The following is a 20,866-nucleotide window of genomic DNA, read 5'->3' as shown; positions in this document are numbered from 1 at the left end:
TGAATCGAGATAAAATCTTTTGTAAGATATATTATATAACATAATATGTAATAAAATATAACAATACGGAGGGGTTGGATGTCGCAGCCAGTTTTAAAAGAACATTCATTAAAAGAAGTAAAGAAAAAAAGAGAATTTCCTCATATTTACTTCATGTTAGCCATTATCATTGGTGTAATGACTATCGCTACATATCTAGTTCCAGCAGGAGCGTATGATCGAGTTCAAGGAGAAGATGGGAGGGAAATGATTGACCCTACTTCGTATGCAGAATTGGAGTCAAGTCCTGTCAGTTTGCTAGGGATGCTAAAAGCTGTTCCCCAAGGCATGGTTGAAGCAGCTCCTGTGATTTTCTTTACATTTGTCATTGGAGGAGTATTTGTAACGCTTCGGTCAGCAGGTGTAATCGAACTTGGGGTTGGAAAAATAGCAAAAAGTTTTTCTCATAAGCCGAAGCTACTAATTCCGGTATTTATGTTTACTTTTGCACTAATAGCATGCTTTATTGGAACGCCTGAATTAGCAATTGTATATGTCCCAGTGATTATGCCACTTATGCTTTCGTTGGGGTATGACCGGGTTACAGCTGCAGCGATTGCGTTATGTGGGACCATTGCTGGTTTTACAGCAGCTCTTACAAATCCCTTTACAGTAGGAACAGCACAAATGGTTGCCGGACTTCCTTTGTATTCAGGAATGATATATCGAATGGTTTGTTTTCTTATTATTATTAGCATTGGAATGGCTTATGTAATGAGGTATGCGGAAAAGAATCGCACTAAGCCAAAGGAGGTTATAAAACCACATGCGTTAAAGAGTAGTGCTACAAATAGACAGAAGGTTGCTGGTATTGTAACGGGTTTATTTTTTATTGGGATGATTGCAGGAGTTATTTTGTATCGTTGGGATATGGTGACATTAGGAGGCTATTTTATTGCGATGGGAATTATTCCGGCTTTAATCGTAGGAATGAACTCTAAAGAAATTGCTGAATCATTCAATGAAGGATTTCGGGACGTTTTAGTTGGTGCGATGGTTTGTGGAATTGCGAGAGGTGTAGCTGTTGTAATGAACGAAGGTCAAATCATGGATACAATTGTATATGGAATTTCTACTGTTATTTCACACCTTCCCGAAAGTGTTACTGTAATAGGGATGCTAATTACGCAAAGCGTATTTAATTTCTTTGTACCAAGCGGAAGTGGGCAAGCTCTTATCATGATGCCGATTATGGCACCATTAGCAGACTTAGTAGGTATTACGAGACAAACAGCTATTCTAGCTTTTCAGTTTGGAGATGGTTTTTCTAATATTTTGTTCCCTACATCAGGATACTTTATGGCTACGCTAGCGATTGCTGGAGTAGGGTGGAACCGCTGGGTAAAGTTTATTCTTCCTCTTTTCCTGCTGTGGATGACCGCGGGGGCTATACTGTTAGTCGTGGCAAACCTAATCGGTTGGTCTTAGTTATATTATCCAAAAAAACACCTTTTTTTTGGAGGATTTGTCAATGAAAACAACTTTTAGATTTCGTAAAATGAAAAGAAAGAGGTGGAAAAGATGGTTGCTGAAATGAAGGGGAAATCCAAGCTCTGCTTACAGGTTGAAAAAGACCTTCAGTGGCTTTCTCAATTTGGAGCGGATACTAGAAAAGGTGTTACACGTTTACTATATTCAACAGAATGGTACGCTGCTCAAGAAGCATTAAAAGAGAAGATGACAGAAAATCAACTAACTGCTTACTATGATGATGTGGGGAATCTTTATGGAAGACTTGAGGGGATAGAACAGAATCAAAAAACCATTCTAGTCGGATCACATGTGGATACAGTTGTGTATGGAGGCAAATATGACGGAGCGTTTGGAATTATCGCAGGTCTTATAGCAGTAGAGCACTTACGAAAAACGTACGGAATGCCAAAGCGGTCGATTGAAGTAGTGTCTCTCTGTGAGGAAGAAGGAAGTCGATTTCCTTTAACTTATTGGGGGTCTGGTCACATTGTTGGATTATACAACTATGAAAATATGAGTCAAGAAATAAAAGATCGAGAAAATATTACGTTAAAGAAAGCAATGGAGCAATACCAATTTGGAAAAGGTCACTATAAAAAGCCGTTTAGACAAGATATTTCACATTTTATTGAGCTACATATTGAGCAAGGTGAGCAGCTTGAAAAAAAACAGCTTGATATCGGACTTGTATCAAGTATTGCAGGACAAAAAAGGTTTACAGTAACCGTGCAAGGAGAGAGCAATCATGCTGGAACAACACCGATGACTCACCGTAAAGACGCTTTAGCAGCAAGCTGTCGTTTCATTACGTCTCTCTTGGATATGAGCAAAAAATACGAAGAGAAGCTGTATATGACGGTAGGAAAGTTAGATGTTTCACCTAACGTACCAAATGTTATACCTGGAAAAGTCAGCTTTAGTATTGATATAAGACACGGTGAAGATGGTGTCTTGGATAAAGTTGAACATGAGATAAAAGTGATGCTACGAGAAATTGCTATAAATGCAGGTGTAACAACAGAAATTAATCGGTGGATGAATGGAAAACCAGTACAAATGGATAAAAATTTATCTGAAATTTCTAAAAATATTTCCAAGGAAAAGAACATTTCATATATGAGCATGGTGAGCGGGGCTGGTCACGATTCACAGGTGTTTGGACCAAAATTACCTACTTGCTTACTGTTTGTACCAAGTAAAAATGGAATTAGTCACTCACCTAAAGAATACACAAGCGCTGAGCAGCTTGAGAAAGGAATTCAGGTATTAATTGAGTTACTTTACAAATTAGCCTATTAGGAGGATGTTAAGATGCTAAATAAAAAAATACTAAATGCTCCACCGAGAACAATCATGACACCTGGACCTGTAGAAGCAGACCCTAGGGTGCTAAGAGTGCTTGGAACGCCAATTCTTGGTCAGTTCGACCCTGCATTTACAACGATTATGAATGAAACGATGGAGATGCTAAGAGAACTGTTTCAAACCAAAAATAAATGGGCATTCCCAATCGATGGAACTTCAAGAGCTGGGCTTGAAGCAGTGTTAGCAAGCATTATTGAACCAGGAGATACGGTATTTGTACCTATATTTGGACGGTTTGGTCACCTGTTAACAGAGATTTCTGAGCGATACGGAGCAGTTGTCCACAATATTGAATGTGAATGGGGAAGCGTGTTTGAACCAGAACAAGTTATTCGTGAGATCAAGAGAACCAATCCAAAAATAGTAGCTATGGTTCATGGTGAAACATCTACAGGTAGAGTTCAGTCCTTAAAAGAAATAGGGAAAGCTTGCCGAGAAAACGATGCTTTATTTATTGTTGATGCCGTCGCAACAATTGGGGGTATAGATGTTAAAGTGGATGATTGGTATATTGATGCACTTATTGCTGGAACACAAAAGTGTATATCTGTACCTTCAGGGATGGCACCAATTACTTATAATGAACGAGTGGAGCATCATATTACTCAACGAAAAAAAGTGGAGAAAGGAATTGCTACAGAAGCAGATAACAATGTTCGAACACGACCGAATATTATTAGTAATTATTTTGATTTAAGTCAATTACAAGATTACTGGAGTGATCGTCGCCTTAATCATCATACGGAAGCAACATCAATGTTATATGCTCTTCATGAAGGAGTTCGGATCTTACTTGAAGAAGGTTTAGATATACGGTTTGCTCGTCATCAATTACATGAAAAAGCACTTGTTGCAGGTATTAAAGCGATGGGGCTATCGCTGTTTGGAGATGAGATTTCAAAGCTAACACCCGTGACCTGCGTTATGATTCCAAATGGTATTAATGGAGAAGATGTTCGCAGTACATTATTAGATCAGTTTGGAATTGAAATAGCAAGCTCATTCGGACCTCTTCATGGTAAGATTTGGAGAATAGGTACAATGGGATATAGTTGTCGACAAGATAACGTTCTATATACACTTGCGGGTCTTGAAGCAATCTTGCTTAGAAAAGGAGCTTTAATCACTGCAGGGAAAGCCTTACAAGCTGCTTTAGATGTTTATGAGAGTGAATTGGTCAATGTGTAAAAATAGATCATTTTAAGGAGTGGGAGAAATGAATGAAAATTTTTTAACACATCCATACGCTTCACAAAGAATGTGTACATTTGGAAAAAATGGAATGGTTGCAACAAGTCAACCTTTAGCAGCGCAGGCAGGTTTAGATATGCTAAAAAAAGGAGGTAACGCAGTTGATGCGGCAATTGCAACAGCAGCGTGCTTAACAGTAGTCGAGCCGACGTCAAATGGAATTGGGGGAGATGCGTTTGCTCTTGTATGGATTAATGACGAATTACATGGGTTAAATGCTAGCGGTCATGCTCCTCAAACACTTTCGATGGAAGCCTTAAAAGAAAGAGGTATTACAGGTGAAATGCCTGAATATGGTTTAACTCCCGTAACGGTACCTGGTGCTCCTAGCGCTTGGGCTGCTCTGTCAAAACGATTTGGAAAGCTTCCTTTAACAGAAGTACTGCAACCTGCAATCACATATGCACAAGAAGGGTTCCCTATCTCTCCGATTTTAGGTTACAATTGGAATGTTGCATACGAGAAGTTTAAAGACGAATTAAAAGGGGAAGAGTTTGCTGGCTGGTTTGAAACATTTGGAGTAAATGGGAAATCGCCAAAAATTGGTGAAGTGTGGTCATCAAGTGATCATGCAGATACGCTTATTGAGATTGCGGAAACAGAAGCTGAATCATTTTATCGAGGAAGAATTGCTGAAAAAATTGATGCGTTTTCTAAAGCTCATGGAGGCTTTATTCGAAAAGAAGATTTGGCAGCTTTTCAACCTGAATGGGTTAAGCCAATTTCGGTGTCTTATAGAGGCTATGATGTTTGGGAGATTCCGCCTAACGGTCAAGGCTTAATTGCTCTTTTAGCACTAAATACCTTAAAAGGTTATGAGTTTAAAACTAAAGATTCAGTGGATACGTACCATAAGCAAATTGAAGCGATGAAACTAGCTTTTGCAGATGGAAAAAAATTTATTACTGATTCTAAGCATATGAAGGTGGCTATAGAAGATCTGTTACACGATGAATATGCTGATGCACGTCGAGCTTTAATCGGTGACGATGCAAGGCTACCAGAAGCTGGTCAACCACTTCACAGTGGAACCGTTTATTTAGCAACGGCTGATGATGAAGGGAATATGGTTTCTTTTATTCAAAGCAACTATAAAGGCTTTGGATCAGGAGTAGTTGTTCCAGGAACAGGCATTGCTCTTCAAAACCGCGGACACAATTTTTCACTCGATGAGAATCACGATAATCGACTAGAGCCAGGTAAAAGAACATATCATACTATTATCCCAGGCTTTTTAACAAAAGGTAATCAAGCGGTTGGACCATTTGGTGTAATGGGAGCGTTCATGCAGCCTCAAGGTCATGTTCAAGTCATTATGAATATGGTTGATTTTGATTTAAATCCTCAAGCGGCACTAGATGCACCAAGGTGGCAATGGATTAATGATAAAACAGTTCTTGTAGAAAAAGATATGCCAAGTTATATTGTGGAAGCGTTAGAGAGAAAAGGTCATGATGTTCAAGTGGCAACAAGTCGTCATTCGTTTGGTCGTGGACAAATTATTCGCAGAGATCCTCAAACAGGGGTATTGTTTGGAGGAACAGAGCCTCGAACAGATGGGGCTGTTCTAACGTATTAAGGAGAGATTACAACAAAGAAAGGAGCGTATAAAATGCAGCAATTACATATTTTTATCGCGTTTTTTCGCTCAGGTATGCTTGGTTACGGAGGTGGGCCGTCCGCTATACCACTTGTTAAAAAAGAGGTTGTTGATACATACAAGTGGATGGATAGCGATGAGTTTGGTGACGTATTAGCAATTGCTAATACGCTACCAGGTCCTATTGCAACAAAGCTAGCCGGATATATTGGGTATCGGGTTGGCGGAGTGATAGGGATGATTAACGCATTAATTGCGGCAGTAGCACCAACTGTCTTGCTTATGGTTCTCCTTTTGACAACACTTACGCAGTTTAAAGACCAGGCATGGGTAATCGGAATGACTAAAGCTGTTGTACCTGTAGTTGGGGTTATGTTAGCTGTTATGACGTGGGATTTCTTGAAAAAATCTACTGGTGGATTAGGTTGGACAAAAGCTATTTTACTGGCATTTGTAAGTTTGGTACTGATGGAGTTTATTCATATTCATCCAGCAATTATTATTATTTTACTAATGGTTGCAGCGTGGATTCCCGTTAAAAGAAAGCAAAAAGAAAAAGAAGTTCAGGAACAAAAGAGGGAAACTGTATGATTTATTGGCAATTGTTTATGGCTTTTTTTGTATCAAATATTTTAGGTTATGGAGGGGGACCAGCCTCAATTCCATTAATTCAAAAAGAAGTAGTTGACCGCTACGGGTGGTTATCGGTTAATGAGTTTAGTGAAATGTTGGCAATTGGTAATGCGCTACCGGGTCCAATCGCAACAAAAATGGCAGGTTTTATTGGCTATCAAGAAGCAGGTATCCTGGGGGCGTTTGTTTCATTACTAGCTACAATTGCTCCTTCTGTCATACTTCTAGTTGTCTTATTACGGATCTTATATAAGTATAAAGATTCACCAAACGTGAAGAAAATGACAAACTTTATTCGCCCTGTTATTGCTGTTCTACTTGGAGTTATGGCTTATGATTTTTTTGCAAGCTCTTATGTGGATTCAGGGGTATGGCAGACGTTATTTTTAATTATTACGAGCTTTGTACTGATGGAGAAATTACGTGTTCATCCAGCGATTGTTATTGTAGGTGCTCTTGCTTACGGTGCTATTTTTCTTGCTTAAAAAAGACCTCGAGTATGAGGCCTTTTTTTATGTGAAAATAATAAAAATCAGTATTATTTATAAAAAAAATGAAGTTAATTGAAAACGTTTTATATGCTTATAATTCAACGTTTTAAGGAAGTCTATGGAAAAAGTTTGTAAAAGATTATAAAAAAAAACCTAAAAAAGTATTGACGATTTAGGTAAAACCATTCATAATACAAATCAACATCACACAACATCATCTAAACGTTAAAACAAACGTTTAAACACACATACATAGTCAATATTGAGCGTTGATAGGAGCAATAGTAGAAAAGGTTTCCCTGTTTCAGAGAGCTGACGGTCGGTGCGAGTCAGAACAAAAACCCTTCGAAGTACATTCCTTGAGCATCTTTTCTGAGTAGGAAAAGACGGCATAGCCGTTATCGTAATGAAGAGGCAAGCAAATGCTTGCAACTAGGGTGGTACCGCGATTAATTCGTCCCTACTGACCTTACCTTAAGGGTGAGATCAGTAGGGACTTTTTGTATTTACCGCCCTATAGAAAATTAAATAATTAAACAAGCGATGAAAAGAGCATAGTAGCAACGTGTTTCCCTGTTTCAGAGAGCTGACGGTCGGTGCGAGTCAGAACACAAACTAGTTGTGAATTACATTCTTGGAGCTTACTTTTGCATAGCAAAAGCGGCATAGCCGTTATCGTAATGAAGAGGCAAGCATCTGCTTGCAATTAGGGTGGTACCGCGATCAATTCGTCCCTACTGACACAATCAGTAGGGACTTTTTGTATATTCCGCACTCAGCGGACATGTAAGATACTATAAAAAACATACAAAATCTAGGAGGATCTTAACAATGACAAAAACTTTAGAGCAATTACGTGGACAAATCGATCAATTAAATTTAGAAATTTTAGAATTATTAAATAAACGTGGTGAGATTGCAAAAGAAATTGGTGAACTAAAAGGTACACAAGGTGTAAAACGTTTTGATCCAGTTCGTGAGCGTGAATCATTAAATCACATTTTAGCAAACCATAACGGACCATTTGAAGCATCAACAGTTCAACATATTTTCAAAGAAATTTTCAAGGCAAGCTTAGAGCTTCAAGAAGATGATCATAGAAAAGCGCTTCTTGTATCTCGTAAAAAGAAATCTGACGATACAGTAGTCGATGTAAACGGAACGAAAGTTGGAGATGGAAACTTACAGTTCGTTATGGGACCATGTGCAGTAGAAAGCTACGAGCAAGTAAAACAAGTTGGCTTAGCTCTAAAAGAACAAGGCATTACGCTAATGCGTGGAGGAGCATTTAAGCCTCGTACATCACCATACGATTTCCAAGGTTTAGGTGTAGAAGGTTTGCAAATCTTACGTAAAGTTGGAGATGAGTTAGGTCTTCAAATTATCAGTGAAATTGTTTCACCACAAGATATTGAAACAGCATTAGAGTACGTAGATGTAATTCAAATTGGTGCACGTAACATGCAAAACTTTGAATTATTAAAAGCAGCAGGTTCAGTTGATAAACCGATCCTACTAAAACGCGGATTAGCTGCAACAATTGAAGAGTTCATTAACGCTGCTGAGTACATTATGTCTCGTGGAAATGGTAACATCATCCTTTGTGAGCGTGGTATCCGCACATACGAGCGTGCAACTCGTAACACATTAGATATCTCAGCAGTACCAATCTTAAAACAAGAAACGCATTTACCAGTTGTTGTAGATGTAACGCATTCAACTGGACGTAAAGACTTATTATTACCTTGTGCAAAAGCTGCAATTGCGATTGGTGCAGATGCAGTTATGGCTGAAGTTCATCCAGATCCAGCTGTGGCATTATCAGATTCAGCACAACAAATGAACATTCCTGAATTCCATGACTTCATGGCAGAATTAAAAGGTGCGGCAGTTAAGTTATCATAATTATATAGCGATGCAATGAGAGGACTCTAGTAGCAAGCATCTCCCTGTTATAGAGAGCTGATGGACGGTGTAAATCAGTACAAAGATGTGAGCAAAATACACTCCTTGAGCACTCTGTAAAGAGCGGTCGACTGATCGTTAAACAATGAAGGTGGTAAGTACGAATAGCTTGCAACTAGGGTGGTATCGCGAGAATAAGCTCGTCCCTATCTTAAAAGAGGGGCGAGCTTATTTTATTAGGTGAAAAGATTGAATTTTACAAATTGGAGGATGGAAACGATGAGATATTTAACAGCAGGAGAGTCACATGGTCCACAATTAACAGCAATTGTTGAAGGGGTACCAGCGGGGCTTGAATTAACGGCAGAACATATTAATGAAGATTTAGCTAGAAGACAAAAAGGTCATGGTCGTGGTCGTCGCATGCAAATTGAAACAGACCGTGTACAAATTGTAGGTGGAGTAAGACATGGGGCTACTTTAGGTTCACCAGTGGCACTCGTAGTAGAAAACAAAGATTTTACGCATTGGAGAAATATCATGGGAGCTGACCCTGTGGATGAAGATGCAGAAGTGAAGCGTCAAATTACAAAGCCAAGACCAGGTCATGCAGATTTAAACGGTGCAATTAAATACGGACATCGTGACATGAGAAACGTTTTAGAACGTTCATCTGCTCGTGAAACAACAGTTCGTGTTGCAACGGGAGCTGTTGCAAAGCAAATTTTAAAAGCTGTTGGTGTCAATATTGCATGTCATGTTCTAGAAATTGGCGGTGTCAAAGCAGAGCAGACATCATACCAATCCTTAGCGGAACTTCAAGAAAAAACGGAAGCATCTCCCGTGCGTTGCTTGGATGAAGAAGCTGGACAAAAGATGATGAAAGCAATTGATGAAGCCAAAGAAAACGGTGATAGCATTGGCGGTGTAGTAGAAGTAGTCGTAGAAGGGATGCCAACAGCGGTTGGAAGCTATGTACACTACGATCGCAAGCTAGATTCAAAGCTTGCAGCGGCGATTATGAGCATAAATGCTTTTAAGGGTGTAGAGATTGGTGTTGGATTCGAAGCAGCACGTAAGCCAGGAAGTGAAGTGCACGATGAAATTTTATGGAGTGAAGAGCAAGGTTACACGCGTAAAACAAACAATGCAGGCGGATTAGAAGGTGGTATGACTACTGGAATGCCAATCGTTGTGCGAGGCGTAATGAAGCCAATCCCAACGTTATATAAACCGCTTCAAAGCGTAGATATTGATACAAAAGAACCGTTTGCAGCTAGTATTGAACGCTCTGATAGCTGTGCAGTTCCAGCAGCAGCTGTTGTAGCTGAATCAGTTATTGCATGGGAATTAGCTTCGGCTATTGTTGAACAATTTGGTTCAGACCGCATTGATTTGCTGCAACAAAACATTAATGAGCATCGAAAGCATGCAGCGCAATTTTAACATATAAAGGAGAATGAAAGGTGAAAAAACGTGTATTACTGATTGGTGTTGGTCTTATCGGAGGTTCACTGGCACTTTCTATTAAAAAAAATGAAAACGTGCATATTGTGGGAGCAGATATTAATATAGAAGAAATGCGTGTGGCAATGGCACACTCAATCATTGACGAACAAGCAGATGATGTAAAAAAAGCAGCTGAAATGGCAGATTATATTATTTTAGCAACGCCGGTAGAAGAGACAGCTAATTGGATACACGTTCTTTCAAAGTGGACATTGCAACAAAATGTTGTTATAACAGATGTTGGAAGTACTAAAGCAGCAGTAATGGAAACGGCATTTTTGTTAAAAGAAAAAGGAGTAACGTTCATTGGCGGACACCCAATGGCTGGTTCTCACCAAAGTGGTGCAAGTAATGCACGAGCAGATCTATTTTATGAAGCTCGCTATATGTTAACCCCTTTTGAAGACGAAAATCCACAAAAGATAGATGCGCTTATGCATTTACTTGCGCCGACACAAGCTCACTTTGTCTTTATAGATGCGATTACACATGACCAAGTAACAGGGGTTATCAGTCATTTGCCTCATGTAATTGCCACCAGTCTTGTTCGTCAAGTGAAAGGATACTCAGCAAAGAATACGCTTATTACTGAGATGGCAGCAGGTGGCTTTCGAGACCTTACTCGGATCGCATCAAGTAGCCCGCATATGTGGAGAGATATTCTAAAACAAAATCGCTACACGCTGTTAGCACTTTTAGATGATTGGATGAAAGAAATGGAGCAAGTGAAGAACTTGCTCGAAAAGGGAGATAGTCATGAATTGTTTCATTACTTTTCAGATGCTAAACAATTCAGAGATTCCCTGCACGTATAAATTATTATAAAGGAGAATGAATATGACACTTCAAGGATTAAACGGGATAATTCAAGTTCCAGGTGATAAATCGATTTCGCACCGATCGGTAATGTTTGGATCAATTGCAGAAGGAACAACAACCATCTCAGGATTCCTACCAGGTGATGATTGCCTTAGCACTATTTCTTGCTTTCGTAAATTAGGCGTAGAAATTGAAGTTGTGAATGAAGAAACAGTTATTGTAAAAGGTCGTGGCATTCAAGGGCTACAAGAGCCGACTGAAGTATTGGACGTTGGAAATTCAGGAACAACAATTCGTTTAATAATGGGGATTTTATCAAATACGGCACATCATCATACGCTGATAGGAGATGAGTCTATTGCAAAGCGTCCCATGAAGCGAGTGACAGACCCTTTACGTAGCATGGGGGCTCAATTAGATGGACGTGCAGAAGGCAACTTTACTCCTCTTTCTTTAAGAGGTGGAAATGTAAAAGGAATTACATATAAATCTCCGGTAGCTAGTGCGCAGGTAAAGTCAGCGATTTTATTAGCTGGGCTACAAGCCGAAGGCGTTACAACGGTTATTGAGCCAGAAAAGTCGCGAGATCATACTGAGCGAATGCTAGAAGCTTTTGGTGTTCAAGTGAAAGAAGAGGGATTATCTGTTTCAATTGAAGGTGGACAAACGTTAACGGGTACACATATTGAAGTGCCCGGAGATATTTCATCGGCTGCGTTTTTCTTAGTAGCAGGGTCTATTATTTCAAACAGTCAAATTGAATTAAAAAAGGTTGGTATGAACCCAACTCGCACAGGGATTTTAGATGTATTACTTAATATGGGTGCATCTATTGAAGAAAAGAATTTAAAGACAGATGTAGCAGAACCTTTTGCAGATTTAGTTGTAAAGTCAGCACCTTTAAAAGGCACTGAAGTAGGAGGCGATCTCATTCCTCGTTTAATTGATGAAATTCCAATTATCGCGCTGGCTGCAACTCAGGCTCAAGGAACGACAGTTATTAAAGATGCAGCTGAATTAAAAGTAAAAGAAACAAATCGAATTGACACGGTCGTTAATGAGCTAAATAAAATGGGTGCTAATATTGAAGCAACAGAAGATGGAATGATTATTCATGGAGGAACGCCGCTTCATGGTGCAAGCGTAAATAGTCATGGAGATCACCGTATTGGCATGATGCTAGCAGTTGCTTCTTGTATTGCAGAAGGTGAAACAATCATTAAAAACCGCGAAGCTGTATCGGTATCATACCCATCATTCTTTGCTCATCTAGATAAACTTAAAGGAAGTAAATAACCGATTAAAAACTAGGTGAAAAGATTGGTGTTTCATATTTAACTTGAATATACCTAGGTTTTCTTTTAACTATCTTATATAATGGAAGAAAGTACGAAAGAGAATTTGGTGAATTACAATGTTTTTAATGTTTGTCTATATCGGAGGGATTTTATTCTTTCTAAAAGTTTTAAAGGATAGAGATTTTATTTGGCTATTGTTTTTGTTGCCATTTAGCTTTTTTGTTTTGTTTTATGAAACAAGCTATTTTAATCATATCCCAGTTTGGGGAAAGCTTGTTTTTTTTACCTCTTCCTTTTTAATGATGTACGCAATGATTTTAGTCTATAATCGATTCTTTCGAAAAGAAGCATAAAGAAAGCACACATTATTGTGTGCTTTCTTCGTCGTTTAGATTAATCGTTTTTAGCGGCGTTTTAGCTGGACCCTCTAAGACCGTACCATCATAAGAAAAGCGGGATCCATGACATGGACAGTCCCATGTGCTATCTCCAGCATTCCAGTTCACTTCACAGCCTAAATGTGTACAAGTAGTGTCAACACAATGGATTTTTCCACCTTCATCTTTGTAGGCTCCTGCTCGTTTACTGTTTACATAAATGATATTTCCTTCTCCTTTTTCTAGCTGTTCAACTGACTTTTTAGGCAAATCAAGCTTTCCACGAATAAAATGATCTGCGACATCTAAATTTTGACGTAAGAAGTAGCGGATACTTGGATCAGCATGAAAACGAGAAGGCTTATATACTTCTTCATACGGATTCTTCCGTTGCATAATAAGGTCTGTAATAAGCTGTGCGGCTACCGTTCCGTGCGTCATTCCCCATTTTTTAAATCCTGTTGCAATAAAGATGTTTTCTTTGCTTTCTTTCAATTTACCAATATAAGGGATCTTGTCAATGGTAATAAGATCTTGAGCTGACCATCGATAGGGATAGGAAAGAACGTTAAAGTTTTCTTCTGCAAATCGCTGTAACGATTGATAGTGATATTCTGTATTGATTCCTTGTCCTACTTTATGACCTTCACCACCAATTAACACTACTTCCTCCCCATTTAAAGTAGCTGAGCGCAGCGAGTGTGTTGGTTGGTCTGCTCCTAAGTACATACCTCCCGGAAATTTTTGTTTTGTTTTTGCCGCTAATATGTAAGAGCGCTTGGCGTACATTCGAGTATAAAAAAATCCTGCTCCATCATAAAAAGGAAAATGTGTACAAATCGCAACATGCTGACAGGATATTCGGTGGCCATCCCTCGTAATGACAGTAGGGGATGTACCTTCTTCAATATCATTTGCTACGGTATTTTCAAAAATCACTCCGCCCTTTTCCAAAAACTGTTTGGCAAGGTGAGTTAAATATTGGAGAGGATGAAATTGAGCTTGATTTTTCATAATAGCTGCAGCGCGAATATCAAACTGAAACGGAAGCGATGTTTTAAAATCGCATGGAATGTTAAGTTTTTCATACGCACGAAATTCTTTATGTATCCGATGATCAAATTCTAGTGTAGCACCATACAAGTAAGCGTCTTGCGTTGAGAATTGGCAATCAATGTTTTCTTTTTCGATTAGATCTTTCATAAAGTGTAGAGCTTTATCATTTGCTTCATAATAAAGCTTTGCTTGCTCAACGCCAATATGTCCAATTAGTTCATCATAAATAACGTCATGCTGAGCAGTAATTTTGGCTGTTGTATGACCAGTTGTCCCATTTAAAATTTCATTAGCTTCTAGAAGTGCCACGTTTAGCCCTTCGTTCTGCAACAAATAAGCCGTTGTAATTCCAGTAATCCCACCACCAACTACTACCACATCTACTTTGCGATTTTCCTGTAATGTACTGCCTTTTGGGAGTTTAACTTCTTCTCTCCACATCGGTTGTGCCTTTTTGGGAATATCCAACACTATCTCCACCTTTTTCGTTGTATATGCATAATGTTTCCAAATAAGGTCGTGAATATGTCTATAAATTCATTAAAGAGCTTAGCGTTGTCTTCTAAGCCCAGTCTATATCAAAGATTTTCGTTGCTTAAAATAGTGTTCATTATATAAAGTGCTAGCGTGTGTAGGGATTAAATCCGTACATTTTAGGTGATGAGCGTAAGCTTTTTCAAGATGATTTAGCCTTTTCCATGTGTGATTGCTACATTACTATTAATTATATTTCCATATATTTCTAAGTGCTCGTGTACGGCACCAATCCATTTAAACTGGCGAGCTCGTTTAAACAGCCTGTTGCGCTTTAAGCTATACGTTGGTTTATTGTTTTCATCAAATGTTAAATGATAATTCATCGTGACACTATCTACTGAATCATTGAGCGGATCTTTTAATTGTTGAAATTCAGTTTGATTCCTTTTTGTTAGATAATCATCCGCATCGATCCATAAGATATAGTCTTTTGTTGCTTTGGAAAACAAAAAATTGCGAGCGTATGAAAAATTATCTTTCCATTCTAGAAAAAAATATTAGACGTATATTTTTCAGCAATTTTGACTGTATCATCAACAGAACCCGTATCGATAATAATAATTTCATCAACTAGTTGATGAATGCTTAACAAACAGCAGTCTAATGCAGGCTTATTAGCGACAGCACGGATTGTAACCAATGGTGTAGCAGTCCCATCCATAGTTGTAGGAGGTTTGGTTAGTTTACCAAACTATAAGGGAGAAAGTATCGTCACTTTAGCAGCAGGCTCGACAATTTCACTACAGTTATTTGGTTTACTTGGTGCAGCCGTATTGACTACTGGAGCCGGTGTTACGTTAACCATTGTTTGTTTATCATAATAAAAATGATATTTGTCAAAAAACGTTCATAGAATAGAAGTATATGAACATTAATGTGTTCAAGACTAGCTAACGGGGTATAGAATAAGTACACTGACGACGTTCTTATTCGTTTAATTATAACTGGGCAAACGATTTGTTTGTCCTTTTATCATCTTCTAGTGACAATTTTCACATATAGGTGTAAACGGAAAAATGAAAACGTTGACAAAAAGAGGTGGAATGTTATGACAGGCTCACTACCTTTTGTTATTATGGCTTTGTTACTTCTCTCTTTAGATCAAGATCAGGAATTCGCAACACAATCTGGTGGTACGTTTAAAACATATACTTATCAAGGAAAGAAATTTAAAGTTTATTTGCCTAAAAATTATTATTTCTTGAAAACGTATCCTCTTATGGTTATGCTGCACGGTTGTACACAGAGCGCAGACGATTTCGCAAAAGGAACAAACATGAACACACTTGCAGATGAAAAAGGATTTATCGTTATCTATCCTCAGCAATCAAGTAATGCAAATTTAAAGAAGTGCTGGAACTGGTTTGAGCCTCTTCATCAACTGAGAGGTTTGGGAGAGCCTGCTATTATTGCTGGGATGGTTAAAAAAGTAAAGCGTATGCACTTTATTCAACACGACAAAGTGTTTATTGCAGGGCTATCTGCTGGCGGAGCAATGAGCATCGTTATGGGCGTTACGTATCCTGAATTATTTTCTGGAATCGGCGTGGCGGCTGGACTTGAGTATCAGGCAGCATTAAATGTATTTAATGCGTACGCAGCAATGGCGAATCAAGGTCCTCCACCTGTGAGACAAGGTAGAGTTGCACATCAGGTAATGGGTAAGCGAGCTAAGCCGATGCCGGTGATTGTGTTTCATGGAAATGCGGACTCTACGGTAAATGTTTTAAATGCAGATCAAGTCGTAGAACAGTGGATTACTACGAATAATTTAGCGTTTGATGGAAAGGTTGAAGGGTGGATTGACCATAAGCCTAAAAAGGTTAGAGAAGAAAAAAGGCAGTTTGGAAGAGATTTTACTTATGCTCAATATGCAAGCCCCAAAGGAGAAATTTCAATCGATCAATACACTGTAAATGGTATGGGACACGCGTGGTCTGGCGGAAACGCAGAAGGAAGCTATACGGATGAAAAAGGCCCTGATTCAAGTAGGATTATGTGGGAGTTTTTTATGAAAAACGGAAATGCCTTTCGTGTATAAACTAATAAATAAAAAGCTCAGTCCGGTTCATGGGACTGACCCCATAAAGTGAGACAAATAAAAAACACCTTTAAGTTGAAAACTGGGTATGTAGTACCTAACAATCACTTGGAGGTGTTTTTTCTATGGGAACAAGAGTCAGTTATCCAGTCGAAATAAAGTTAAAAGCGATTGAAATGAGGTTAGCCGGTGTACCTGTAAAAGAAGTATTATCACAACTAAACATTCGGAACCCTACCCAATTAAAAACATGGATGAAGTGGTATCAAAATGGGGATGTACACCGGTTGGAACAGCCAGTAGGCAAGCAATATGCCTATGGAAAAGGTCCTGATTTTGAAAACGAGACAGCTAAGTTAAAGACTGAGAACCGACAATTAAAGCAACAAATCGAGATTTTAAAAAAGTACAAGGAATTGGAAAGGAAGTGGTACCAGAAATCGCAGTGAACCTAGTGGAAGAGTTAAAAGAACAAATCCCTATTTATCAAATCTGTTTCCATCTTGGTATTCCTCGGTCCACTTACTACCGTTGGAAGCAGCATAGTCAACAGGATACACGAAAGAAATGGATGGAACAGCAAGTGGGTGAACAATGTCGTGCACACAAGTTTCGATATGGCTATCGGAAAATCACAGCTGTACTCAAGCGAACCATGAAGATTAACCACAAGTTTGTGCAGCGTACCATGCAGAAATACGGTTGGCAATGTCGCGTTAAACGGAAGAAACGGCAGCGAACAGGGCAACCTTATCAGGTTGCAGAGAATGTATTAAAACGTGACTTTCGAGCTGAACGCCCTCTTCAAAAGCTCGTGACTGATATTACGTACTTGCCTTTTGGGCCGAAACCATTGTATCTTTCAAGTATTCAAGATTTATTTAACGGAGAGATTATTGCGTATTCCATAGGTGATTGTCAAAATGTCGCGTTTGTTTTAGACACGCTTAACCAACTCCCTTCTCTACTGGAAGGGTGCACGTTGCATAGTGATCAAGGCTCTGTGTACACATCGTATGCTTATCAACAAACAATTAAAGAGAAAGGCATTATCATGAGTATGTCCCGAAAAGGGACGCCTGCAGATAATGCCTCAATTGAATCGTTTCATTCCTCACTAAAGTCTGAAACGTTCTACCTTGACGAGTTGACATACACTACGACTACCATCATAGAGCAAACCGTCAAAAGCTATATTACGTATTATAACCATGCCCGTATTCAAACAAAATTAAACAACCAGTCTCCTGTACAATACAGAAAACGGGTTGTTTAAAAGGTGTTTTGATTCCTGTCTCAAAAACAGGGGTCAGTCCCCATATACTGAGCTTTCTACTATGATATCAAGACATTTACTTATGATAAATAGCCTTGTATAGCAGGAATATTCAGGTGTGTAAAGAATATGTAATATAAAGGAAAGAAGAGCTGACGAGTCAGCTCTTCACTTATTCATTAGTATCCCCAGCCACCATAGCAACTGCAACCTACGATAACTAAAAGAATGAATAGTACGACTAAAAATGCAAAACCACCATTGTAACCGCCATAAGAACCCATTCGTAACGCCTCCTTCCTTATATTACACTTTTATTGTACGCAAGACGCTTGAAAAGGTGACGATAATGGGCGGGAATACTAAATGTGCGAACTTATGTAATTTCTCGATTAGAGTGAATAAAATGTGTAAAATAAGATTGATGATATGCTTGTTAGGGAATAGTAACGAAGAAAACGTGTAAACATGTATATACTAATTATAATTTGTTACTGTTCGAAATAAATAACAAGAAAAGTAAACAGATAAGAAGGACGTTTAGTGGGAAAAAAGGAGAGTAAAAAATGAATTTGGCATTTTTTTTGATTCCAAAACAAGAAGTAGTAACCCTTAATATTCAATCAACCTTAAGGCAGGCGCTTGAGAAGATGGAGCACCATCGCTATTCTACGGTACCTTTGGTAGATGATGAAGGTAAATACGTTGGTGTTTTAACCGAAGGGGACTTGCTTTGGAAGTTAAAAAGTCTAGGCGATTATAGCTTTCAAGATATGGAAAATATTAAGGTAACAGAGGTTGATCGTTATCAAGATTATCAACCAATTCCAATTTATGGAGAAATTGATGGGATTATTACAAAGGCAATCGAGCAAAATTTTGTACCTGTTGTTGATGACCAAGGAGTCTTTATCGGTATTATTCGTAGAAGAGAAATATTAGAGTTTTATTCAGATAATATAATTAAACGTATGATTAAGTGAAAAAAGCCTTTACATCCAAACGATGTAAAGGCTTTTTTTTAGAAGAAATATAAAAATCACTAAAAAAAGGCGCAGTTACTTAATTGCAACAATGCACGTACTTATAGGATTGTACATAGTTTATTACTATAAATAAAATATTCTATGTTGAAAGGTGAATTTATATGACAGAAAAACATCGTAAAGAAGCAGAAAAAAAGTTTCATCAATCAAATCAATACTACTTTAAAGCAGAAGCTAAATGTAAGAAAAGAAGATGCAAACGCAAAGAAGAAGATTATGTCAAAGCGGAATGTCGTGTAGAAAAAGGGAACTGTAAAAAGAAGGAAGAGCGAGTAGAAAGAGAAAAAGGGCACTGCAAAAAGAAGGAAGAACGTGCAGAAAGACATCGCCTTCGTGATGAGCGTAGAGCGGAAAGACAGGATCGAAAAGAAAAAAACCAGCATGATGAAAAAAGTACGCATCATAAGAAAAAGGGAGATAACTGGAATCGCCTACTATATTAAGAGTGTAAAACCTTACCTCCATCGGGTAAGGTTTTTTTATTTTAATAAAAAAAATAAAGTTTACAAACACTTAACATTATGATTAACTTTATCATGTTATGATATCAATATCCGATATCAAAATATGATATTGGATAAGGGGGATCCTTATGTTACGCGAATTCTTTCTGGGAAGTATTAAAATCCACATTTTGTACCATGCCAGCGTCGAGCCAATTTACGGGTCGTATATGATTGAAGAACTTCATTCACATGGTTACGATATTAGCCCTGGAACCATTTATCCTACGCTTCATCATTTGGAGAAAGATGGGCTTTTAATAAAAGAAGAGCGAATTGTAAAAGGGAAAATTCGCAAGTATTATACGATTACTGAAAAAGGGCAAGAGGTGCTTCAAGGTGCAAAAGAGCAAATTCGTGAATTAGCTAGAGAAGTATTAAAAGAAGGAGAGGATACAACATGAATCAATCAGTGTTTCGAAGGTGGATTGAAATTTTACTGATTTCAACTAAGCTTGGGTTAACCTCTTTTGGTGGGCCTATTGCGCATTTAGGATATTTCAGAGAAGAATATGTAAAAAAGAGAAAGTGGCTTGATGAAAAAAGTTATGCGGATTTGATTGCATTGTGTCAATTTTTACCGGGACCAGCTAGCAGTCAAGTGGGAATTTCGATTGGGATGCTGCGCGGTGGGATTTTTGGAGGCGTGTTGTCATGGATAGGTTTTACAATGCCTTCAGTTATTGTGCTTATCGTGTTTGCATATTTAGTGCAAGGATTTGACGCATCAAGTGCAGGCTGGATTAATGGTCTGAAAATTGTTGCTGTTGCAGTAGTTGCCCAAGCGGTTCTTGGCATGGGGAAAAACTTAGCGCCAGATCGAACCCGTATTACGATGGCTATACTCGCAGCGCTAATTACTTTGTTTTTTCCAAGCGCTATTGGACAAATTGGCACTATTATAGCTGCTGGCATAATAGGATATGTTCTATATAAAGAAATGAAAATGGATGATGTGCAGGACATGCCTATTACAATCAGCCGAAAAGTTGGCGTGCTGGCATGGATTGTATTTATCGCATTATTAGTAGGATTACCACTTTTACGTACTGCATTTCCTACTGTTTGGATGGGCATAATTGATATTTACTATCGAGTTGGTTCGATTGTTTTTGGAGGCGGCCATGTTGTTCTCCCGATGCTAGAACGTGAAGTTGTACCAATTGGCATGGTAACAGAATCTGAATTTTTAGCTGGATACGGTGCAACGCAAGCAGTCCCAGGTCCTTTATTTACGTTTGCCAGTTATCTTGGAACGGTAACGGCTGGTTGGTCTGGTGCTTTAGTTGCAACTGCGGCAATGTTTCTACCGTCATTCTTGCTTGTTCTCGGCACCTTACCATTTTGGAACGTTCTTCGTAGAAAACCAAGCGTACGAGCAGCTTTAATGGGCGTAAATGCAGCTGTTGTAGGAATCTTACTTGCAGCGTTATATGATCCAGTTTTTACTAGTGCAATCAAAACAACGCCAGACTTTGCATTAGCGCTTGTCGCTTTTGGTTTATTAATGTACTGGAAAGTAGCTCCCTGGATTGTTGTACTTGCAACTGCACTGGGTGGGTATCTACTATCAATTTTTTTCTAGTACCAATGAATATTCACTTCTAACTGGGCGGATGCATAGAATAGAGAACTATAAGCTATATC

At 38.6% G+C, this 20,866-nt stretch carries 22 protein-coding genes and 3 other annotated features; of the genes, 18 read left to right on the top strand and 4 right to left on the bottom strand.

Annotated elements, in window-relative coordinates:
- The first annotated feature begins 78 nt into the window (after positions 1–78).
- The 11 genes from LZP85_RS10850 (at position 79) to LZP85_RS10800 (ending at position 12,736) form a co-directional block, all read left to right on the top strand.
- Positions 79–1,467 carry a YfcC family protein gene (locus LZP85_RS10850; protein WP_061786226.1) on the top strand — a complete coding sequence of 463 codons (1,389 nt, stop codon included), beginning with the start codon at positions 79–81 and terminating at the stop codon, positions 1,465–1,467.
- Positions 1,468–1,560: 93 nt separating this feature from the next.
- The gene (gene allC, locus LZP85_RS10845) at positions 1,561–2,811 is read left to right on the top strand and encodes an allantoate deiminase (RefSeq protein ID WP_226638933.1); all 1,251 of its coding nucleotides are present in this window, start codon (positions 1,561–1,563) and stop codon (positions 2,809–2,811) included.
- A 12-nt stretch (positions 2,812–2,823) separates the two neighbouring features.
- Positions 2,824–4,065, top strand: a complete 1,242-nt coding sequence (locus tag LZP85_RS10840; RefSeq protein ID WP_119543397.1) for a pyridoxal-phosphate-dependent aminotransferase family protein — start codon at positions 2,824–2,826, stop codon at positions 4,063–4,065.
- Positions 4,066–4,093: 28 nt separating this feature from the next.
- Positions 4,094–5,707 (top strand): gamma-glutamyltransferase family protein, encoded by a 1,614-nt coding sequence (locus LZP85_RS10835; protein ID WP_119543396.1) that lies wholly within the window; start codon positions 4,094–4,096, stop codon positions 5,705–5,707.
- A 33-nt stretch (positions 5,708–5,740) separates the two neighbouring features.
- Positions 5,741–6,319, top strand: coding sequence for a chromate transporter (locus LZP85_RS10830; protein WP_025911334.1), 579 nt, complete (start codon positions 5,741–5,743; stop codon positions 6,317–6,319).
- Positions 6,316–6,846 (top strand): chromate transporter, encoded by a 531-nt coding sequence (locus tag LZP85_RS10825; protein WP_119543395.1) that lies wholly within the window; start codon positions 6,316–6,318, stop codon positions 6,844–6,846. Before LZP85_RS10830 ends, LZP85_RS10825 begins: the two co-directional genes overlap by 4 nt.
- 266 nt (positions 6,847–7,112) lie before the next feature.
- Positions 7,113–7,317, top strand: a binding site (T-box leader).
- A gap of 69 nt (positions 7,318–7,386) precedes the next feature.
- Positions 7,387–7,591 (top strand) — a binding site (T-box leader).
- Between the two features lie 92 nt (positions 7,592–7,683).
- Positions 7,684–8,757 carry a bifunctional 3-deoxy-7-phosphoheptulonate synthase/chorismate mutase gene (locus LZP85_RS10820; RefSeq protein WP_025911338.1) on the top strand — a complete coding sequence of 358 codons (1,074 nt, stop codon included), beginning with the start codon at positions 7,684–7,686 and terminating at the stop codon, positions 8,755–8,757.
- Between the two features lie 6 nt (positions 8,758–8,763).
- Positions 8,764–8,968 (top strand) — a binding site (T-box leader).
- A 68-nt stretch (positions 8,969–9,036) separates the two neighbouring features.
- Positions 9,037–10,203 (top strand): chorismate synthase, encoded by a 1,167-nt coding sequence (gene aroC, locus LZP85_RS10815; protein ID WP_061786230.1) that lies wholly within the window; start codon positions 9,037–9,039, stop codon positions 10,201–10,203.
- Between the two features lie 20 nt (positions 10,204–10,223).
- Positions 10,224–11,081 carry a prephenate dehydrogenase gene (locus tag LZP85_RS10810; protein WP_119543394.1) on the top strand — a complete coding sequence of 286 codons (858 nt, stop codon included), beginning with the start codon at positions 10,224–10,226 and terminating at the stop codon, positions 11,079–11,081.
- 22 nt (positions 11,082–11,103) lie between these two features.
- On the top strand, positions 11,104–12,381 hold the full coding sequence (aroA, locus tag LZP85_RS10805; protein WP_119543393.1) for a 3-phosphoshikimate 1-carboxyvinyltransferase: 1,278 nt from the start codon (positions 11,104–11,106) through the stop codon (positions 12,379–12,381).
- A gap of 118 nt (positions 12,382–12,499) precedes the next feature.
- Positions 12,500–12,736 carry a hypothetical protein gene (locus LZP85_RS10800; RefSeq protein WP_035321301.1) on the top strand — a complete coding sequence of 79 codons (237 nt, stop codon included), beginning with the start codon at positions 12,500–12,502 and terminating at the stop codon, positions 12,734–12,736.
- Positions 12,737–12,748: 12 nt separating this feature from the next.
- Here LZP85_RS10800 and LZP85_RS10795 read toward each other — a convergent pair whose 3' ends face one another.
- The 3 genes from LZP85_RS10795 to LZP85_RS10785 form a co-directional block, all read right to left on the bottom strand.
- Positions 12,749–14,257 (bottom strand): FAD-dependent oxidoreductase, encoded by a 1,509-nt coding sequence (locus LZP85_RS10795; RefSeq protein ID WP_206782739.1) that lies wholly within the window; start codon positions 14,255–14,257, stop codon positions 12,749–12,751.
- 245 nt (positions 14,258–14,502) lie between these two features.
- Complete coding sequence (locus LZP85_RS10790; protein WP_206782722.1) at positions 14,503–14,802, bottom strand: glycosyltransferase family protein; 300 nt, start codon at positions 14,800–14,802, stop codon at positions 14,503–14,505.
- 35 nt (positions 14,803–14,837) lie between these two features.
- On the bottom strand, positions 14,838–14,993 hold the full coding sequence (locus LZP85_RS10785) for a glycosyltransferase (protein WP_206782741.1): 156 nt from the start codon (positions 14,991–14,993) through the stop codon (positions 14,838–14,840).
- Here LZP85_RS10785 and LZP85_RS10780 point away from each other — a divergent pair.
- From LZP85_RS10780 to LZP85_RS10770, 3 genes are all read left to right on the top strand, one after another.
- On the top strand, positions 14,935–15,174 hold the full coding sequence (locus LZP85_RS10780) for a BclA C-terminal domain-containing protein (RefSeq protein WP_206782721.1): 240 nt from the start codon (positions 14,935–14,937) through the stop codon (positions 15,172–15,174). The two genes, LZP85_RS10785 and LZP85_RS10780, sit on opposite strands and share 59 nt — an antisense overlap.
- 227 nt (positions 15,175–15,401) lie before the next feature.
- On the top strand, positions 15,402–16,394 hold the full coding sequence (locus LZP85_RS10775; RefSeq protein ID WP_119543390.1) for an extracellular catalytic domain type 1 short-chain-length polyhydroxyalkanoate depolymerase: 993 nt from the start codon (positions 15,402–15,404) through the stop codon (positions 16,392–16,394).
- Positions 16,395–16,519: 125 nt separating this feature from the next.
- A protein-coding gene (locus LZP85_RS10770; protein ID WP_234561726.1) for an IS3 family transposase occupies positions 16,520–17,670 on the top strand; the annotation gives its coding sequence in 2 pieces (ribosomal slippage) (positions 16,520–16,793 and positions 16,793–17,670; 1,152 coding nt in all).
- 179 nt (positions 17,671–17,849) lie between these two features.
- Here the strand turns inward: LZP85_RS10770 and LZP85_RS10765 are convergent.
- Positions 17,850–17,954 (bottom strand): YjcZ family sporulation protein, encoded by a 105-nt coding sequence (locus LZP85_RS10765; protein WP_076512409.1) that lies wholly within the window; start codon positions 17,952–17,954, stop codon positions 17,850–17,852.
- Positions 17,955–18,236: 282 nt separating this feature from the next.
- Here LZP85_RS10765 and LZP85_RS10760 point away from each other — a divergent pair, with 282 nt between their 5' ends.
- From LZP85_RS10760 to chrA, 4 genes are all read left to right on the top strand, one after another.
- Positions 18,237–18,653, top strand: coding sequence for a CBS domain-containing protein (locus LZP85_RS10760; RefSeq protein ID WP_206782720.1), 417 nt, complete (start codon positions 18,237–18,239; stop codon positions 18,651–18,653).
- A 164-nt stretch (positions 18,654–18,817) separates the two neighbouring features.
- Positions 18,818–19,159 (top strand): hypothetical protein, encoded by a 342-nt coding sequence (locus LZP85_RS10755; protein ID WP_206782719.1) that lies wholly within the window; start codon positions 18,818–18,820, stop codon positions 19,157–19,159.
- Between the two features lie 149 nt (positions 19,160–19,308).
- On the top strand, positions 19,309–19,623 hold the full coding sequence (locus tag LZP85_RS10750) for a PadR family transcriptional regulator (RefSeq protein WP_025911351.1): 315 nt from the start codon (positions 19,309–19,311) through the stop codon (positions 19,621–19,623).
- Positions 19,620–20,804 carry a chromate efflux transporter gene (chrA, locus tag LZP85_RS10745; protein ID WP_206782718.1) on the top strand — a complete coding sequence of 395 codons (1,185 nt, stop codon included), beginning with the start codon at positions 19,620–19,622 and terminating at the stop codon, positions 20,802–20,804. Before LZP85_RS10750 ends, chrA begins: the two co-directional genes overlap by 4 nt.
- Positions 20,805–20,866 lie beyond the last annotated feature (62 nt).

It is taken from the genome of Priestia flexa (genome assembly GCF_021441905.1).
Lineage (GTDB): Bacteria > Bacillota > Bacilli > Bacillales > Bacillaceae_H > Priestia > Priestia flexa.
Note: the sequence above shows the minus strand (reverse complement) of the source record. Positions and strands in the feature narration are given on the sequence as shown.

Excerpts from the sequence above, each read along its gene's own strand:
- LZP85_RS10850 (WP_061786226.1), top strand. The coding sequence starts at position 79 with ATGTCGCAGCCAGTTTTAAAAGAACATTCATTAAAAGAAGTAAAGAAA.
- allC (WP_226638933.1), top strand. The coding sequence starts at position 1,561 with ATGGTTGCTGAAATGAAGGGGAAATCCAAGCTCTGCTTACAGGTTGAA.
- LZP85_RS10840 (WP_119543397.1), top strand. The coding sequence starts at position 2,824 with ATGCTAAATAAAAAAATACTAAATGCTCCACCGAGAACAATCATGACA.
- LZP85_RS10835 (WP_119543396.1), top strand. The coding sequence starts at position 4,094 with ATGAATGAAAATTTTTTAACACATCCATACGCTTCACAAAGAATGTGT.
- LZP85_RS10830 (WP_025911334.1), top strand. The coding sequence starts at position 5,741 with ATGCAGCAATTACATATTTTTATCGCGTTTTTTCGCTCAGGTATGCTT.
- LZP85_RS10825 (WP_119543395.1), top strand. The coding sequence starts at position 6,316 with ATGATTTATTGGCAATTGTTTATGGCTTTTTTTGTATCAAATATTTTA.
- LZP85_RS10820 (WP_025911338.1), top strand. The coding sequence starts at position 7,684 with ATGACAAAAACTTTAGAGCAATTACGTGGACAAATCGATCAATTAAAT.
- aroC (WP_061786230.1), top strand. The coding sequence starts at position 9,037 with ATGAGATATTTAACAGCAGGAGAGTCACATGGTCCACAATTAACAGCA.
- aroA (WP_119543393.1), top strand. The coding sequence starts at position 11,104 with ATGACACTTCAAGGATTAAACGGGATAATTCAAGTTCCAGGTGATAAA.
- LZP85_RS10800 (WP_035321301.1), top strand. The coding sequence starts at position 12,500 with ATGTTTTTAATGTTTGTCTATATCGGAGGGATTTTATTCTTTCTAAAA.
- LZP85_RS10795 (WP_206782739.1), bottom strand. The coding sequence starts at position 14,257 with ATGTGGAGAGAAGAAGTTAAACTCCCAAAAGGCAGTACATTACAGGAA.
- LZP85_RS10780 (WP_206782721.1), top strand. The coding sequence starts at position 14,935 with ATGCTTAACAAACAGCAGTCTAATGCAGGCTTATTAGCGACAGCACGG.
- LZP85_RS10775 (WP_119543390.1), top strand. The coding sequence starts at position 15,402 with ATGACAGGCTCACTACCTTTTGTTATTATGGCTTTGTTACTTCTCTCT.
- LZP85_RS10765 (WP_076512409.1), bottom strand. The coding sequence starts at position 17,954 with ATGGGTTCTTATGGCGGTTACAATGGTGGTTTTGCATTTTTAGTCGTA.
- LZP85_RS10760 (WP_206782720.1), top strand. The coding sequence starts at position 18,237 with ATGAATTTGGCATTTTTTTTGATTCCAAAACAAGAAGTAGTAACCCTT.
- LZP85_RS10755 (WP_206782719.1), top strand. The coding sequence starts at position 18,818 with ATGACAGAAAAACATCGTAAAGAAGCAGAAAAAAAGTTTCATCAATCA.
- LZP85_RS10750 (WP_025911351.1), top strand. The coding sequence starts at position 19,309 with ATGTTACGCGAATTCTTTCTGGGAAGTATTAAAATCCACATTTTGTAC.
- chrA (WP_206782718.1), top strand. The coding sequence starts at position 19,620 with ATGAATCAATCAGTGTTTCGAAGGTGGATTGAAATTTTACTGATTTCA.